Source organism: Streptomyces sp. NPDC054786 (genome assembly GCF_053611685.1).
The window spans coordinates 16014-31724 of record NZ_JBSHAW010000033.1 but is presented as its reverse complement, the minus strand read 5'-3'; the positions used below and the strand labels follow the sequence as shown (position 1 = coordinate 31724).

Annotated in this window: 16 protein-coding genes and 1 riboswitch; of the genes, 12 read left to right on the top strand and 4 right to left on the bottom strand. The window is 71.5% G+C overall.

Annotation, left to right across the window (positions count from 1 at the left end):
* The first annotated feature begins 25 nt into the window (after nt 1–25).
* On the top strand, nt 26–1726 hold the full coding sequence (locus ACWGI6_RS26225; RefSeq protein WP_453269784.1) for a flavin monoamine oxidase family protein: 1701 nt from the start codon (nt 26–28) through the stop codon (nt 1724–1726).
* A 174-nt stretch (nt 1727–1900) separates the two neighbouring features.
* Nucleotides 1901–2155 (top strand): YxD-tail cyclophane-containing RiPP peptide, encoded by a 255-nt coding sequence (locus ACWGI6_RS26220; protein WP_453269783.1) that lies wholly within the window; start codon nt 1901–1903, stop codon nt 2153–2155.
* Between the two features lie 354 nt (nt 2156–2509).
* On the opposite strand, the gene ACWGI6_RS26215 is transcribed toward ACWGI6_RS26220, so the two are convergent.
* Complete coding sequence (locus ACWGI6_RS26215; RefSeq protein WP_453269828.1) at nt 2510–3145, bottom strand: DUF5995 family protein; 636 nt, start codon at nt 3143–3145, stop codon at nt 2510–2512.
* A 257-nt stretch (nt 3146–3402) separates the two neighbouring features.
* Nucleotides 3403–4776 (bottom strand): uracil-xanthine permease family protein, encoded by a 1374-nt coding sequence (locus ACWGI6_RS26210; RefSeq protein WP_453269782.1) that lies wholly within the window; start codon nt 4774–4776, stop codon nt 3403–3405.
* Between the two features lie 288 nt (nt 4777–5064).
* Between ACWGI6_RS26210 and ACWGI6_RS26205 the strand changes: the two genes are divergently transcribed.
* Nucleotides 5065–5553 carry an acyl-CoA thioesterase gene (locus tag ACWGI6_RS26205; RefSeq protein WP_453269827.1) on the top strand — a complete coding sequence of 163 codons (489 nt, stop codon included), beginning with the start codon at nt 5065–5067 and terminating at the stop codon, nt 5551–5553.
* 27 nt (nt 5554–5580) lie between these two features.
* On the opposite strand, the gene ACWGI6_RS26200 is transcribed toward ACWGI6_RS26205, so the two are convergent.
* Nucleotides 5581–6810 carry an MFS transporter gene (locus tag ACWGI6_RS26200; protein ID WP_453269781.1) on the bottom strand — a complete coding sequence of 410 codons (1230 nt, stop codon included), beginning with the start codon at nt 6808–6810 and terminating at the stop codon, nt 5581–5583.
* Between the two features lie 70 nt (nt 6811–6880).
* Between ACWGI6_RS26200 and ACWGI6_RS26195 the strand changes: the two genes are divergently transcribed.
* On the top strand, nt 6881–8113 hold the full coding sequence (locus ACWGI6_RS26195; protein ID WP_453269780.1) for an ROK family transcriptional regulator: 1233 nt from the start codon (nt 6881–6883) through the stop codon (nt 8111–8113).
* 170 nt (nt 8114–8283) lie between these two features.
* Here ACWGI6_RS26195 and ACWGI6_RS26190 read toward each other — a convergent pair whose 3' ends face one another.
* Nucleotides 8284–9063 (bottom strand): SDR family oxidoreductase, encoded by a 780-nt coding sequence (locus tag ACWGI6_RS26190; protein WP_453269779.1) that lies wholly within the window; start codon nt 9061–9063, stop codon nt 8284–8286.
* A 171-nt stretch (nt 9064–9234) separates the two neighbouring features.
* A riboswitch (FMN riboswitch) is annotated at nt 9235–9365 on the top strand.
* Nucleotides 9366–9548: 183 nt separating this feature from the next.
* Here ACWGI6_RS26190 and ribD point away from each other — a divergent pair.
* From ribD to ACWGI6_RS26150, 8 genes are all read left to right on the top strand, one after another.
* Nucleotides 9549–10643: a bifunctional diaminohydroxyphosphoribosylaminopyrimidine deaminase/5-amino-6-(5-phosphoribosylamino)uracil reductase RibD gene (gene ribD, locus ACWGI6_RS26185; RefSeq protein WP_453269826.1), complete on the top strand. Its 1095-nt coding sequence runs from the start codon at nt 9549–9551 to the stop codon at nt 10641–10643.
* Nucleotide 10644: 1 nt separating this feature from the next.
* Nucleotides 10645–11280: a riboflavin synthase gene (locus tag ACWGI6_RS26180; RefSeq protein ID WP_453269778.1), complete on the top strand. Its 636-nt coding sequence runs from the start codon at nt 10645–10647 to the stop codon at nt 11278–11280.
* The gene (locus ACWGI6_RS26175; protein ID WP_453269777.1) at nt 11277–11930 is read left to right on the top strand and encodes a nicotinamide mononucleotide transporter family protein; all 654 of its coding nucleotides are present in this window, start codon (nt 11277–11279) and stop codon (nt 11928–11930) included. The genes ACWGI6_RS26180 and ACWGI6_RS26175 overlap by 4 nt, the downstream gene beginning before the upstream one ends.
* On the top strand, nt 11927–13300 hold the full coding sequence (locus ACWGI6_RS26170; protein ID WP_453269776.1) for a bifunctional 3,4-dihydroxy-2-butanone-4-phosphate synthase/GTP cyclohydrolase II: 1374 nt from the start codon (nt 11927–11929) through the stop codon (nt 13298–13300). The genes ACWGI6_RS26175 and ACWGI6_RS26170 overlap by 4 nt, the downstream gene beginning before the upstream one ends.
* A gap of 62 nt (nt 13301–13362) precedes the next feature.
* The gene (gene ribH / locus ACWGI6_RS26165; RefSeq protein WP_453269775.1) at nt 13363–13848 is read left to right on the top strand and encodes a 6,7-dimethyl-8-ribityllumazine synthase; all 486 of its coding nucleotides are present in this window, start codon (nt 13363–13365) and stop codon (nt 13846–13848) included.
* Between the two features lie 34 nt (nt 13849–13882).
* Nucleotides 13883–14155, top strand: a complete 273-nt coding sequence (locus tag ACWGI6_RS26160) for a phosphoribosyl-ATP diphosphatase (RefSeq protein ID WP_086720687.1) — start codon at nt 13883–13885, stop codon at nt 14153–14155.
* A 54-nt stretch (nt 14156–14209) separates the two neighbouring features.
* Nucleotides 14210–15058 (top strand): ATP phosphoribosyltransferase, encoded by an 849-nt coding sequence (gene hisG, locus ACWGI6_RS26155; RefSeq protein WP_453269774.1) that lies wholly within the window; start codon nt 14210–14212, stop codon nt 15056–15058.
* A gap of 56 nt (nt 15059–15114) precedes the next feature.
* Nucleotides 15115–15567, top strand: coding sequence for a PH domain-containing protein (locus tag ACWGI6_RS26150; protein ID WP_453269773.1), 453 nt, complete (start codon nt 15115–15117; stop codon nt 15565–15567).
* Nucleotides 15568–15711: the final 144 nt, after the last annotated feature.

Sequence of the window (15711 nt, the reverse complement as noted above, 5' to 3'; positions counted from 1 at the left end):
CCTGTCTGCAAGGAGTCCGCCCCCGATGACGTCCACGGTGCCCACCGCCGCCCACCACGCGGATGCCCAGCCGCCGATCACCATGTTCGGCCCGGACTTCCCGTACGCCTACGACGACTTCCTCGCCCACCCGGCGGGCCTCGGCCAGATCCCCGCGATCGAGCACGGCAAGGAGGTCGCTGTCATCGGCGGCGGCCTGTCCGGCATCATCACCGCCTATGAGCTGATGAAGATGGGCCTCAAGCCCGTCGTCTACGAGGCGGACCGAATAGGCGGCCGGCTGCGCACCGTCGGCTTCGAGGGCACCTCGTCCGACGCCGCGGGCCTGACCGCCGAAATGGGCGCGATGCGCTTCCCGCCGTCCTCGACGGCGCTCCAGCACTACATCGACCTGGTGGGTCTGCGGACCGAGCCGTTCCCCAACCCGCTGGCACCGGACACTCCGTCGACCGTCGTCGACCTCAAGGGCGAGTCGCACTACGCCCGGACGGTCGACGATCTCCCCGAGGTCTACCACCAGGTCATGGACGCCTGGAACGCCTGCCTGGAAGAGGGCGCGGACTTCTCCGACATGAACCAGGCGATCCGCGAGCGCGATGTCCCGCGCATCCGCGAGATCTGGTCCCGGCTCGTCGAGAAGCTCGACAACCAGACCTTCTACGGCTACCTCTGCGACTCGACGGCCTTCAAGTCCTTCCGCCACCGCGAGATCTTCGGCCAGGTCGGCTTCGGCACCGGCGGCTGGGACACCGACTTCCCCAACTCCATCCTGGAGATCCTGCGGGTCGTCTACACCGAGGCCGACGACCACCACCGCGGCATCGTCGGCGGCAGCCAGCAGCTGCCGCTGCGGCTGTGGGAGCGGGAGCCCGCCAAGATCGTGCACTGGGCGCCGGGCACCTCGCTGTCGTCGCTGCACGAGGGCACGCCCCGGCCCGCGGTGACCCGTCTCCACCGCACCGCAGGCAACCGCATCACGGTGACCGACGCCGACGGCGACATCCGCACCTACGAGGCCGCCGTCTTCACCGCGCAGTCCTGGATGCTGCTGAGCAAGATCGCGTGTGACGATTCGCTGTTCCCCATCGACCACTGGACGGCGATGGAGCGCACCCACTACATGGAGTCCAGCAAGCTCTTCGTGCCCGTCGACCGGCCGTTCTGGCTCGACAAGGACGAGGACACGGGCCGGGACGTCATGTCGATGACGCTGACGGACCGGATGACCCGCGGTACCTATCTGCTCGACAACGGACCGGACGAGCCCGCCGTCATCTGCCTCTCCTACACCTGGTGCGACGACAGCCTCAAGTGGCTGCCGCTGGACGCGAACGAGCGGATGGAGGTCATGCTGAAGTCGCTGTCGGAGATCTATCCGAAGGTCGACATCCGCAAGCACATCATCGGCAACCCGGTCACCGTGTCCTGGGAGAACGAGCCCTACTTCATGGGCGCCTTCAAGGCGAACCTGCCCGGCCACTACCGCTACCAGCGGCGCCTGTTCACGCACTTCATGCAGGACCGGCTCCCCGAGGACAAGCGGGGACTCTTCCTCGCGGGCGACGACATCTCCTGGACCGCGGGCTGGGCCGAGGGCGCCGTGCAGACCGCACTCAACGCGGTGTGGGGCGTGATGCACCACTTCGGCGGGACGACGGATGCCACGAACCCGGGCCCGGGCGACGTCTACGACGAGATCGCGCCGGTCGAACTCCCCGAGGACTAGGCCGAGCTGTCGTGTCCTGACCCGCAACGTGGTTGATGCGTGGGTCTTGCTCAACGGCGAAGACCTCCGATGTGGTGGGGCTGTCCAGGAACAGCCCACACTCGGAGGTCTTCGTGTTCCGCCGTGCACAGGCCGAGCGTGACCAAGCGGGTGTCGCGAGAGGATGTAGCGCCGATGGATCAGCAGGCGTTCCCCGGAGCGGACCGGATGTCGCACGACGAACCCCCGGGTCCGCACGGCACGCAGGTTCCACTGCGTGACTACTCTCGCGTCGCCCTCCAGGACCTGGCGGCCGGCACGGCACATCCCGTGCTCAGGGAGGTCCTGGCCAGACTGGCGGCCAGGACAGGGAGCCCCGGGGACACCGTCGCCTATTACGAGGACTCGGCCGGCGAACCCCCCACGGCACGGCCCGAGACGGGTAATTGACGGTACGTCACCGCCATGGGCGCCCCAGAGGTCTACTCTGTGGGCCCGGAGAGCGGTGGCGGGGGAGCGCATGGAACCACTGGTACGGGCGGCGGGTACGGCACCGGCCGCGGTGCGCGAAGGCGCGGACGAGGGCACCGCTGCCCAGAGGCTCTCGTAACCGGTCTCCTCCGCGGCCCGTGCCCCGCCGGGAACGTCGCGTCCGATGGCGTACTGCCGCATCTGCGGAAGGCCCAGACCGAGCCGAATGGCCGTAGCCGCACTCCTTCGTATCAGACCCCTCGGTCAACGTACCGCCGGCGTATGGGAGTTCCGGGGAATCGCCGCGACGCGGCGGCCGGGCGGTGGGCAGGATCAGCCGGGCAGCGGAGTCAGCAGCATCCGCCCGACCAGGCCCACCCCGGCATCCAGCCGCTCGGCGAACTCCTCGGTCACCTCCGGCAGCCGGCGTACGCTCCACAGCGCCCTGGCCGCCACCCAGGCGCCGTCCCTGGCCTTGTCCAGGCTCCACGAGCCGATCAGATGCGTCAGCGGATCGGCGACGTCCAGCACATCGGGGCCGGGCATCAACTGCTCGCGGATCCGCTCCTCCAGGCTCGTCAGCACCCCGCCGACCCGGTCGAAGTCGGTCTCCAGCGCGGCCGGTTCGCACTCCAGCGCCCGGCAGGTGTCCAGCACGGCCAGTGCCAGATCGTGGCCGATGTGTGCGTTGATCCCGGCCAGAGCGAACTGCAGCGGATGCACTCCCGGGTGGCGGCGGAGCTGGAAGAGCGGCCGCCAGCAGGCCGGAGGCCGCAGCCCGGCGGCCGTGGCATCCACCGCGTCGAAGTACCGCCGCGCGAAACGGATGTCCAGCTCGCCCGCTGCCGCCGGGTCCTGGAACGCGCCGTCCCCGATCCGCAGCGCCACGGCTTCGGTGACGGCCAGATAGACCCCGTTGAAGACGGCCACCCCGTCCTCGGCGGGCAGCGCCGCGGCCAGCGCCCGCATCCGGGTCAGTACCTCCGTCACCTGCGGGGCGGCCGTGGATCCCGGGCCGGCCGGGGGCCGGGCGCCGGTTCCCACGGACGGGTCCGGGCGGCCACGGACGTCATAGCGCTGAGTCGTCGTCATCCACTCAGCGTGACATCTCGGTCACGGACAGAGAGGTGTGCTCGCGGTCCTTGACCGGAACGGGGGAACGAACGGCGCGCCTGGTTGTGGCGCGTTCCCCGCTCCGCCCCGGACACCTGCCCGACGCCGCCCGGTCAGTCCTTGTCGTACGACGAGGTGCCCTCGTCCAGCAGCGGCGGCTGCGGTTTGAGGTGTGCGGGGGCAAGGGCGCGCAGTGCGTGGTAGCCGGTAAGCACCACGATCGTGCCCAGGGCGATACCGCTCAGTTCGAAGTGATCGCTGACCTGCAGGCTCACTCCGCCGACGCCGATGATGACGCCCGCGGCGACCGGCACGAGATTCAGCGGATTACGCAGATCCACCTTGTTGTGCACCCAGATCTGGGCGCCGAGCAGGCCGATCATGCCGTACAGGATGACGGTGATTCCGCCCAGCACCCCGCCGGGGATCGCGGCAACCACGGCGCCGAACTTCGGGCACAGGCCGAAGAGCAGGGCGAAACCGGCCGCCGCCCAGTACGCGGCGGTCGAGTAGACGCGGGTGGCCGCCATCACGCCGATGTTCTCGGAGTAGGTGGTGTTGGGCGGACCGCCGAGCGCGGTGGAGAGCACCGAGGCCGCGCCGTCGGCGGAGATCGCGGTGCCGAGCTTGTCGTCCAGCGGGTCGCCGGTCATCTCGCCGACCGCCTTGACGTGTCCGGCGTTCTCCGCGACCAGTGCGATCACGACGGGCAGCGCGACCAGGATCGCCGACCACTGGAAACTGGGCCCGTGGAAGTGCGGCAGACCGATCCAGTCGGCCTTGCCGACCGCGGAGAAGTCCAGCCGCCAGTGATCGGTGACCTTCCCCGCGCCGTTCACCGAGTGGATCATCCCGAAGCTACGGTCGAAGACCCAGGAGACGGCATAGCCGAAGACCAGCCCGAGGAAGATCGCGATGCGTGACCAGAAGCCGCGCAGACATACCACGGCGAACCCGGTGAACAGCATGGTCAGCAGCGCCGCCCACTGGTCCTGCGGCCAGTACGTACGCGCCGTCACCGGCGCCAGGTTGAAGCCGATCAGCATCACCACCGCTCCGGTGACCACCGGCGGCATCGCCGCGTGGATGATCCGCGCACCGAACCGCTGGACCGCGACGCCGACGAGGAACAGCGCGATACCGACGACCAGGACCGCGCCGGTGACGGTCGCGCTGGTGCCGCCCTGCGCCCGGATCACGGCGGCCACTCCGACGAACGAGAGTGAGCAGCCCAGGTACGAGGGGATCCGGCCGCGGGTCGCCAGCAGGAAGATGACCGTCGCCACGCCGGACATCATGATCGCGAGGTTGGGGTCCAGGCCCATCAGCACCGGAGCGACGAAACTCGCGCCGAACATCGCGACGACATGCTGCGCGCCCAGGCCCACGGTGCGCGGCCACGACAGCCGCTCATCCGGTCTGACCACTGCCCCAGGGGCCGGGTTGCGCCCGTCGCCATGCACGGTCCAGCGCACGCCGAGGCCCATGACTGCTCCACTTCTTCACACGGTGATGACCGGGCAATGTTAGTGCGGGGTAAATCCGCTCCGTCCCGGTGCATCCCGGTTCGTGGTCGCTATGTCCTGCGTCACTGATCCGTGGCCACTGCTCCACGGTCCGGCCCATGACCACCACGCCCCGCATCCCGGCGGACCAAGCATCCTAAGCAGCCGCTTACGATGGCTCCGGCTCATCACATGAGCACCACCCGCACCACCAGCAATATCCGCATCAACAGCGCCGACCGGCGCACCCAGACCCCAGGAGCACCACCCGTGAGCGTCGAAACCCTGCCGGCCACCACCGTCCCGTACGGCGAACTGGTCCCCGTCACCGTCCACTTCGACGACCTCGACGCGCTCGGCATGCTCCACAACTCCCGCTACCCGCTGCTGGTCGAGCGCGCCTGGGCGGAGTACTGGCACGGTCACGGCTTCGGCTTCGACGGCGACTGGGCCGCCGCGGGCGACATGTGCAACGTCATCAAGGAGATGCGCGTCTCCTACGCGCGTCCGGTCACCCGGCCCGGCCGCTACGCGGCGCACGTGTGGGTCGAACGCCTCGGCCGCACCGGCCTCACCTACGGCTTCCGGCTCTGCTCGGCGGATGCCACCGAGATCTACGCCCACGGCCACCGGGTGCTGGTCCGCGTCGATGCGCAGACGCTGCGCCCCACTCCGTGGTCCGACCGCGCCCGGAGCATCGCCGCGCAGCTGCTCCGGCCGGCGGCGTCGGACGCGGGCGCCGAGGCGAACGCGGCCTGAGCCGTCGGCGATCCGGCGCGGCCGGGCTCAGGACCGTTCCAGATCGCCGGTCACCGCGGGGGTGCTGCCGGACGCCGTACGGCTCGGCACCCGCAGCACCCGCGCACCCACCACCAGCCCGCACGCCAGGGTCGTCACCAGCGCGAACGACACCGTCAGCGACGTCGCCTGGGCGATCCCGCCGATCGCGGACGGGGCGATCAGCCCGGAGGTGTAGGTGATCGTGGCGACACCCGCGATCGCCTGGCTGGGCGCCGGACCGCTGCGCCCGGCGGCCGCGAAGGCCAGCGGGACCACGACCGCGATCCCGAGGCCCATCAGGCCGAAGCCGGCCATCGCCAGGGCCGGATGCCGCGCCGCGATGATCAACAGGCCGCCGGCCGCGGCCAGTACCCCGCCGGCCCGCACCGTGTGCACCGCGCCGAAGCGGGCCACCACCTTGTCCCCGGCCAGCCGTGCGGCGGCCATCGTGCAGGCGAAGGCGGTGGTCGACGCGGCGGCCAGGCCCGCATCGGTGCCCAGTGCGTCGCGGAGGTAGACCGCCGACCAGTCCAGACCGGCGCCCTCCGCGAAGACCGCGCAGAAACCTATCGCCCCGATGACCAGCGCCGACCTCGGCGGCAGCGCGAAGCGCGGCGGCGGATGCTCCTCGGGGGCGCTGCGCAGATCCAGTACGCCCTGGCAGGCGAGCGCGCCGAGCAGCGTCAGCACGAGCGCCGCACCGGCCAGATGGAGCCGGGCGTCCCACTCGGCGTGCGCGGCGACGGTGCCGGCCGCCGAGCCGAGCAGGGCGCCCGTACTCCACATGCCGTGCAGCCCCGACATGATCGGCTTGCCGAGCCGGTCCTCGGTCTCCACGCCCAGGGCATTCATCGCGACGTCCGACATCCCGGAGGCCGCGCCGTAGAGCAGCAGCGCCGGGCACAGTACGTACAGCCCGGGGGAGAGGGCGGGCAGGACCAGCGACAGGGTCCACAGTGCGAGCAGACCGCGCAGTGCGGTGCGGGCGCCGAAGCGGTGGCTGATCCGGCCGGCCAGCGGCATCGCCAGCGACGCGCCGATCGCGGGGAAGGCGAGGGCCAGGCCGAGTTGGCCCGGTGAGATGCCGGTGTGGTCCTGGATCCACGGGATACGGGTGGCGAAGTTGCCGGTGACCGAGCCATGAATGAGGAACACCAGGGCGACGGACCGGCGCGCGCGGCGCAGCTCGTCGCGGGGGAGTGGGGTGACGTCGTGGGGGACACCGGTGCCGACCATGAGGCGTAAACTATCAGGAACCCTGCCTGATAATAAGGGCGTCGGCCCGACAGGATGAAAGAATCCCGCCATGCATGCACCGCGCGCGGCAGCGGCCGGCCGCACCGCCTCCCCGGCCACCGCACGGCTCATCAACGATCGCCTCGCACTGCAACTCCTGCAGTCCGAGGGCTCCTTGACGGCCGGTCAGCTCAAATCGCTGACCGGCCTGTCCCGGCCGACCGTGGCGGACCTCGTCGAACGCCTCCAGGAGGCCGGGCTGATCGCGGTGGTCGGCGAGAGCGGTGCACAGCGGCGCGGGCCCAATGCCCGGCTCTACGGGATCGTCGCCGACCGGGCCCATCTCGTCGGCCTCGATCTGCGGACGCACAGCGTCACCGTCGCGGTGGCGGACCTCCTCGGCGAGGTACGCGACGAGCGCACCGTCCCCATCGGCCCGGACGACGCGCCCGACGCGGCCGTCGCGACCGCCCTCGCCGTCGTGGACAAGGCCCTCGCCGCTGCGGGCGCACACCCTCCGCACACCATCGCCGTCGGCGCCCCCGGCCTGGTCGACCCCGCCACCGGGCGGCTCGGCGGCACCGACTGGATCCCTTCCTGGCATGCCACGCTGGTCGGCGAGCTGCGCGCGCGGCGCGCCGTACCCGTCCTGCTGGAGAACGAGGTCAATCTTGCCGCCATCGCCGAGCAGCGCGACGGCGCGGCCCGCGACCGCGAGACCTTCGTCCTGCTCTGGCTCGGCCATGGCACCGGTGCCGCGGTGGTCCTGGACGGCACGCTGCGGCGCGGCGCCTCGGGCGGCACCGGCGAGATCGGCTTTCTGCCGGTCCCCGGCACCGCCGCGCTGCCCTCGGCGAGCGGCTGCGACGGCGGCTTCCACTCCCTGGCAGGCTCCGCCGCGATCTGCGCGCTCGCGGCGGAACACGGCCTGTCCGCCGGGGCCGGGGCGGCGAACGCGCCCTCGCCCGACGTCGATGCCCCGCCCGCCGAAGCCGTCGTACGGGCCGCGGCGTCCGCCGGCGACGCCGGTGCGGCCTTCCTCGATGCGCTGGCCGCGCGGATCGCCCTCGGCGTGGCGGCGGTGTGCGCCGTGCTCGACCCCGGGTGTGTCGTCCTCGGCGGGGAGATCGGCCGTGGCGGCGGCGAGGAGCTCGCCGGCCGGGTCACCGGGCATCTGGCCCGGCTCTCCCCGCTGCGCACCGAGGTACGCGCGGGGGCGGTCGGCGGGCGGGCGGTGCTGCGCGGCGCCGTCCTCGCCGCGCGCGACGCCGCTCAGAACGAGCTGTTCACGTCCGCTGGTTGAGCCGGACGGGGGGCTGCGTGGGCGTCAACTGCCCGCCCCGCAACGTGAGTTGCCGTGCCCTGAGCAGGGGGAGCCGGCACCGCGGGGTCGGGGCGCCGGCCGGATGCGCCCCGCCGCTGCCGACCGCTCCGGGCCACTGCGGGCGGCTCCGGGCGGCTCCGGGCGGTCCGTCATCGCCGCGCCCCGTCCCCCGCGCGCTCCGCGAGAAACTCCGCATAGGTCCGCCGGCCCTCGGCGTGCTCCGGGGTGAGGTTGCCGCCGCGGCGCAGTGCCGCGGCGCCGCTGCCCGGCAGCCACAGGGGCATCATCAGCCGGCGCCGCCCACCCGCCTCCAGCGTGGCCCGTACGAGATCCCGGGCGTCCAGCACCTCGGGGCCGCCCATGTCGGTGACCCGTCCGGCCGGCTCGCCGACCGCCAACTCGGCCAGCCGGGCGGCGACTTCGCGCACCTCGACCGGCTGCACCCGTACCCCGGTCGGCACCGGGAGCACCGGCGACCGGGCGCCCGTCTTGATCACGTCGAGCATCAGATTGTGGAACTGCGTCGTCCGCAGCACCGTCCAGCCGATTCCGGAGTCCTCGATCAGGCGCTCCACGGCGAGCTTGGTGCGGTAGTAGCCGATCGGGACCCGGTCCACGCCGACGATCGAGATGTACACCAGGTGCGCCACGCCCGCCGCCTTCGCCGCCTCCACGAGCCGCCCGGCCGCCTCCGTGTCACCGCCGGCCGGCGTCGAGGCGCAGTGCACGATCGCGTCCACGCCCGTCACCGCCTCGGGCAGGCCCGTGCCGTCGCGCAGATCGACCGCGTACGACCGTGGCCGCGGCCGCGCCGTGCCGGTGTGCGGCCGCCGGCTCAGCGACCGGACGTCATGGCCGTCGTCGAGCAGCCGGTCGACCAGGACCCGCCCGAGCGTGCCCGTGCCGCCGGTCACCAGAATTGTCGCCATCGCGGATCAGTCCTTGAGGGGAGTAGGGACGCGTACCTCTCCGTTATGACGAGTCACGCGCGCCGTCTGTGACAGGCGGCGCGCCGGACGCTGTGAGGCAGCCCACAGCGCTTCGCCCGCATGGGCGACTACCGGGCGTGGCAGACTGAAGCTGTACTGACATAACAGCAGCAGCGCACTCCGGGGTCGGTGTAATTCCGAACCGGCGGTAACAGTCCGCGACCCGTCCGCAGCCAGCGGCCGGTTGAGCAGGTGAAATTCCTGCACCGACGGTGAAAGTCCGGATGGGAGGCAGTGCGCGGCGGGCCAGCTTCGGTACACCGCCGTCGGCGGCGCGTCCGGATTTTTTCTGGACGGGTTCTCCTTTCCGGCGCGGTGTCCCCGTGGAGTTGTTCCGCTTTCTGTCGTCCAGACAGCCCCGGAGTCCGTGCCCTGAGAGGCAGGAGGACCCGGTGGCCACCGCAGCCCCCGTCGAGACCGCGGCGATGCGCCGAGCCATTGAGCTCGCCACGCGCGGCCTCGGGCACACCAGCCCCAACCCCGTGGTCGGCTGTGTCGTCCTGGACTCCGCGGGCCGCACGGCGGGCGAGGGCTGGCACCGGCGGGCCGGCGGACCGCACGCCGAGATCCATGCGCTGCGCGCCGCGGGCGAGCGGGCACGGGGCGGCACCGCACTGGTCACCCTCGAACCCTGCAACCACACCGGCCGCACCGGCCCCTGCGCCCAGGCGCTGATCGACGCCGGGATCGCCCGCGTCGTCTACGCGGTCTCCGACCCCGACCCGACGGCCACCGGCGGCGCCGTCACCCTGGCCGACGCCGGGATCGACGTCGAGGGCGGACTCCTCGCCGACGAGGCCGCCGCCGGCAACGAGGCCTGGCTGACCTCGGTCCTGCGCCGCCGCCCCTTCGTGCTGTGGAAGTACGCCGCCACCCTCGACGGCCGGATCGCCGCCGCCGACGGCACCAGCCGCTGGATCTCCTCCCCCCGGTCGCGCGCCGATGTGCACCGGCTGCGGGCCGCCGCGGACGCCGTCATCGTCGGCTCCGGCACCGCCCGCGCCGACGACCCGCAGCTCGGCGCCCGGATCAGCGGACTCGCCGACGACGAGATCAGCCAGCCGCTGCGGGTCGTCGTCGACTCCGGCGCCACCGCCGTCAAGGCCGGCGCCCGCGTGCTGGACGGGTCCGCGCCCACCCTGATCGCGGTCGCCGAGGACGCTGACACCGGCCACCTCGAAGGCCTCGCCCCGATCGTCCGGCTGCCGCGCGCCGCCGAGGGACGCGGGCTCTCCATCCCCGCACTGCTCCATGCGCTGTACGAGCGCGAGGTGCGCTCCGTCCTGCTCGAAGGCGGCCCCACGCTCGCCGGGGCCTTCCTCGCCGCCCAGGCCGTCGACAAGGTCGTCGGCTATCTGTCCCCGGTGCTGCTCGGTGCCGGACCGGCGGCCGTCGGCGACGCCGGAATCACCACCATCGCCCAGGCGTTGCGGCTCGACGTGACCGACACCGAACGGCTCGGACCCGATCTGCGCATCACCGCCACCCCCATCCGCCACGCCCTCCACGAGGAGAACTGAAGTGTTCACCGGAATCGTCGAAGAACTGGGTGAGGTCGTCGCCGTCGAGGACCTCGGTGACGCCTCCCGCTTCCGACTGCGCGGCCCCGTCGTCACCGAGGACGCCAAGCACGGCGACTCGATCGCCGTCAACGGCGTCTGTCTGACCGTCGTGGACACCGCCGACGGTGAGTTCACCGCCGATGTGATGGCCGAAACGCTTCACCGCTCCAGCCTCGGCGCGCTGGCCGCCGGCTCACGCGTCAACCTGGAGCGCCCGATGGCGCTCGGCGGGCGGCTGGGCGGACACCTCGTCCAGGGCCATGTCGACGGCACCGGCACCATCGTCGAGCGCACCCCCGGTGAGCACTGGGAGATCGTCAAGATCGCGCTGCCGGCCGCGCAGTCCCGCTATGTCGTCGAGAAGGGCTCCATCACCGTCGACGGCGTCAGCCTCACCGTCGTCGACGCCGCCGACGACTACTTCACCATCAGCCTCATCCCCACCACCCTCGCCCTGACCACGCTGGGCATCAAGAAGGCCGGCGACCCCGTCAACCTCGAGGTCGACGTCCTCGCCAAGTATGTCGAGCGGCTGCTCGGGCGGGGTTCCGCCCTGACCGAGGACCTCGAGGAAATCAAGGAGATGGACCGATGAGCGTCCTCGATACGCTGAACGGCCAGGCCTTCACGGCCTTCGGGCAGCACGTCATCTGGTCGGACATGATCGGCAACACCATCGGTCTGGCCGCCCTGGCACTCGGCTGGCGGCGCTCCATCTGGACCTGGCCCGCGCAGTTCCTCTCCGGCGTGATCCTCGTCGCCGCCTATGCCTCCGCCCACCTCAGCGGCGGCGTCGGCAAGCAACTCCTCGTCATCGTCGTGGCGTTGTGGGGCTGGCGGCAGTGGCAGCGCGGCCGGCAGCAGGCGCAGGACGGTTCCATCGCCGTACGCTTCGCCGGCTGGCGCGAGCGCGGCCTGCTGCTGGGCGGCACCGCCGTGGGCACCGCGGCCGTCGGCACCCTGTTCACCCTGATCCCGCAGCTGTCCTGGAACCCCTGGCCGGACGCCTACATCTTCGTCGGCACGCTCGCCGCGATGGTCGCCCAGGCCCGCGGGCTGGTCGAGTTCTGGTTCGCCTGGCTGCTGGTCGACGTCGTCGGCGTCCCGCTCGCGTTCAGCAGCGGGCTCGCCTTCTCCGGCCTCGTCTACGTCGTCTATCTCGCCCTCGTCGTGTGGGGCATGCGCGACTGGTGGCTGCGCACCCGCGTCGCCGATCGCACCGTCCTGGAAGGAGCAGCGGCATGACCGCACTGCAGAGCTGGTACGACACCGAGGACGCCGAGGCGCTCGCCCTCGACCCCGTCGAGCAGGCGATCGCCGATATCGCCGCCGGCCGCCCCGTGGTCGTCGTGGACGACGAGAACCGCGAGAACGAGGGTGACCTCGTGATCGCCGCGGAGAAGGCCTCCCCCGAGATCATCGCCTTCATGATGAGCGAGTGCCGCGGACTGATCTGCGCCCCCATGGAGGGCCCGGAGCTGGACCGGCTGGAACTCCCGCAGATGGTCGAGCACAACACCGAGTCGATGCGGACCGCCTTCACCGTCTCCGTCGACGCCACCGCCGCACACGGCGTCTCCACCGGCATCTCCGCCGCCGACCGCGCCACCACCCTGCGGCTGCTGGCCTCCGGCGAGTCCGTCGCCGGCGACTTCGTCCGGCCCGGCCACATCTTCCCGCTGCGCGCCCGGCCCGGCGGGGTGCTGGTCCGCAACGGCCACACCGAGGCCGGTGTCGACCTCGCCCGGCTCGCCGGACTGCGCCCGGCCGCCGCCATCGTGGAGATCGCGGGCGAGGACGGCACGATGCTGCGGCTGCCGGAGCTGGTGCCGTTCGCCCGTAAGCACGGACTGTCGATCATCTCCATCGAGGATCTGATCGCCTACCGGCAGTCGTCCGAGCCCACCGTCCGCCGCGAGGCCGAGACCCGGCTGCCCACCGCACACGGCGAGTTCACCGCGTACGGCTACCGCTCCACCGTCGACGGCGTCGAGCACATCGCGCTGGTCGCGGGCGAGCTCGGCGAGGGCGAGGACGTCCTGGTCAGGGTGCACTCCGAGTGCCTGACCGGGGATATCTTCCACTCGCTGCGCTGCGACTGCGGCCCTCAGCTGGAGGCCTCGCTGCAGCGGATCACCGAGGCCGGCCGCGGCGTGGTGATCTACCTCCGTGGTCACGAGGGGCGCGGCATCGGGCTGCTGTCCAAGCTGCGCGCCTACGAACTCCAGGAGCGCGGCCGCGACACCCTCGACGCCAACCTGGAACTGGGGCTGCCCGCCGATTCCCGCGACTACGCCGCGGGCGCGCAGATGCTCCAGGACCTCGGGGTGCGCTCGCTGCGCCTGATGACCAACAACCCCGAGAAGTCCGCCGCCCTGGTGCGCTACGGCCTGCAGGTCACCGGCCGGGAGCCGATGCCCGTCAAGGCCGGTGAGCACAATCTGCGGTATCTGCGGACCAAGCGGGACCGGATGGGGCACGACCTGCCCTGGCTGGACCCCGGTGCCGGCACCGTTCCCCTGCCTCCCGAATCCGCGCGGCCGGGGGCGGCCCCCCTCACCGGAGCGGCCGACGCCGTGCCCCCTGTTGGCGCCACCACCTGCGACAACCAGTAGCCACCCGGCAAGATTTCACCATCACCCGTAAGACCAGCACCATCACCCGTAAGAGGAGAACCGTGAGCGGCAAGGGCGCACCCGAACTGACCGTGAAGAACTGTGGCGACCTGCGGGTGGCCGTCATCGCGGCGCAATGGCACGAACAGGTCATGGACGGACTCGTGGACGGCGCGCTGCGCGCCCTGACCGAGCTCGGCATCGACGAGCCCACGCTGCTGCGGGTACCCGGCGCCTTCGAGCTGCCGGTCGTCGCCAAGGTGCTGGCCGGCCGCGGCTATGACGCGGTCGTCGCCCTCGGCGTGGTCATCAAGGGCGGCACCCCGCACTTCGACTACGTCTGCCAGGGCGTCACCCAGGGTCTGACCCAGGCGTCGGTGGACACCGGCGTACCCATCGGCTTCGGCGTGCTGACCTGCGACACCGAGCAGCAGGCGCTCGACCGTGCCGGCCTCGAAGGATCCACCGAGGACAAGGGCCATGAAGCGGTCACCGCCGCGGTCGCCACCGCAGCGACCCTGCGGACCGTGTCCGAGCCCTGGCGCTGATCGCACGGGTCGACCGCGTAGGGTAGTCACCATCATGTCCAAGAAGACGTTCGAGGAGCTCTTCTCCGAGCTCCAGCAGAAGGCCGCCACGGGCGACCCCGCCACCTCCCGTACCGCCGAGCTGGTGCAGGCCGGTGTCCATACGATCGGCAAGAAGGTCGTCGAGGAGGCCGCCGAGGTGTGGATGGCCGCCGAGTACGAGTCCGACGAGGCCGCCGCCGAGGAGATCTCCCAGCTCCTCTACCACCTCCAGGTCATGATGGTCGCCAAGGGCATCTCCCTCGACGACGTCTACGCCCACCTCTGATCCACACCCCCCGCACCCGCCGCAACACCCCTCAGTGCAAAGGAACTCGTTCTCATGCTGCGCATCGCTGTCCCCAACAAGGGTTCACTGTCCGAGCCTGCGTCGGCGATGCTCCATGAGGCCGGCTACCGCCAGCGCAAGGACCGCAGGGAACTGGTCCTGGTCGACGCCGAGAACGAGGTCGAGTTCTTCTTCCTGCGGCCGCGCGACATCGCGGTCTACGTCGGCTCCGGCAAGCTCGACATCGGCATCACGGGCCGTGATCTGCTGCTGGACTCCGGCTCGCCCGCCGAGGAGATCCTCCAGCTCGGCTTCGCCGGCTCGACGTTCCGCTACGCCACCCGTCCGGGTACCGCCAAGGACGTCACCGAGTTCGGCGGCATGACGATCGCCACCTCGTTCTCCGGCCTGGTCCGGCAGCACCTCGCCGACAACGGCGTGGACGCCTCCGTCGTCCACCTCGACGGCGCCGTGGAGACCGCCATCCAGCTCGGCGTCGCCGAGATCATCGCGGACGTCGTGGAGACCGGCACCACCCTGCGCAACGCCGGGCTGGAGATCATCGGCGAGCCGATCCTGAAGTCCGAGGCCGTGGTCATCCGCGGCACCGGCGCCCCGGACGACGACCCGAAGGTGCGCCAGTTCCTGCGCCGCATGCAGGGCGTCCTGGTGGCCCGCCGGTACGTGATGATGGATTACGACATCCGGGTCGAGCACGTGGAGAAGGCCGTCGGCCTCACCCCGGGCCTGGAGTCGCCGACCGTCTCCCCGCTGCACCACGAGGGCTGGGTCGCGGTCCGCTCGATGGTCCCGTCCAACGACGCCCAGCGCATCATGGACGAGCTCTACGACCTCGGCGCCCGCGCGATCCTGACCACCGGGATCCACGCCTGCCGGCTGTGACCCGCACCCACTGACCCCGTATCCACCGCTGCACCTCACGACGGAAGACCGACGACGTGTCCGCGCCCCTGCCCAGCCTCCCGGTGACGTTCCGGCCGACCCGTACCCGGGTCGTCCTGTACGCCGTCGGCATCGCCCAGCTCGCCGCCCTCACCGCGATCGCGCTGCTGCTGCCGAAGCTGACCGGCGGCGAACGGCTCAGCTTCGTGGTCACCGGACTGCTGGTGCTCGCCGTCCTCCTGCTGCTCGGCCGCCCCAAGGTGGTGGCGCGGCAGGAGGGCGTCACGGTGGTCAACCTCACCACCCGGCGCGAGCTGGCCTGGGCCCAGGTCCTGCGCGTCAACCTCCGGGAAGGCGACCCCTGGGTCCATCTCGACCTCGCCGACGGCACCAGCCTGCCCGCCATGGGCATCCAGCCCGGCATCGCCAAGGTCCAGGCCATCCGGGATGCCCGCGCGCTGCGCGACCTCACCGAGAAGCACGGTGCTGTCGACCACACGGCCGGTTGAGCCTGCCCTAATCACCGTCCCGCTGTTTACTCTGTTCTCCGGGGCGCACCCTGCGCCCTGCCCCTCAGTGGGCCAACACCGACCCGAGGAGTGACTCCCTCCGGCAATGGACGGATCGTCCTGTAGTACCTGCGCCGCCCCTCC

Bases quoted from the DNA above. Each gene is read 5' to 3' on its own strand.
- ACWGI6_RS26225 (WP_453269784.1), top strand. From the start codon at position 26: ATGACGTCCACGGTGCCCACCGCCGCCCACCACGCGGATGCCCAGCCG.
- ACWGI6_RS26220 (WP_453269783.1), top strand. From the start codon at position 1,901: ATGGATCAGCAGGCGTTCCCCGGAGCGGACCGGATGTCGCACGACGAA.
- ACWGI6_RS26215 (WP_453269828.1), bottom strand. From the start codon at position 3,145: ATGCGGGCGCTGGCCGCGGCGCTGCCCGCCGAGGACGGGGTGGCCGTC.
- ACWGI6_RS26210 (WP_453269782.1), bottom strand. From the start codon at position 4,776: ATGGGCCTCGGCGTGCGCTGGACCGTGCATGGCGACGGGCGCAACCCG.
- ACWGI6_RS26200 (WP_453269781.1), bottom strand. From the start codon at position 6,810: ATGGTCGGCACCGGTGTCCCCCACGACGTCACCCCACTCCCCCGCGAC.
- ACWGI6_RS26195 (WP_453269780.1), top strand. From the start codon at position 6,881: ATGCATGCACCGCGCGCGGCAGCGGCCGGCCGCACCGCCTCCCCGGCC.
- ACWGI6_RS26190 (WP_453269779.1), bottom strand. From the start codon at position 9,063: ATGGCGACAATTCTGGTGACCGGCGGCACGGGCACGCTCGGGCGGGTC.
- ribD (WP_453269826.1), top strand. From the start codon at position 9,549: ATGCGCCGAGCCATTGAGCTCGCCACGCGCGGCCTCGGGCACACCAGC.
- ACWGI6_RS26175 (WP_453269777.1), top strand. From the start codon at position 11,277: ATGAGCGTCCTCGATACGCTGAACGGCCAGGCCTTCACGGCCTTCGGG.
- ACWGI6_RS26170 (WP_453269776.1), top strand. From the start codon at position 11,927: ATGACCGCACTGCAGAGCTGGTACGACACCGAGGACGCCGAGGCGCTC.
- ACWGI6_RS26160 (WP_086720687.1), top strand. From the start codon at position 13,883: ATGTCCAAGAAGACGTTCGAGGAGCTCTTCTCCGAGCTCCAGCAGAAG.
- hisG (WP_453269774.1), top strand. From the start codon at position 14,210: ATGCTGCGCATCGCTGTCCCCAACAAGGGTTCACTGTCCGAGCCTGCG.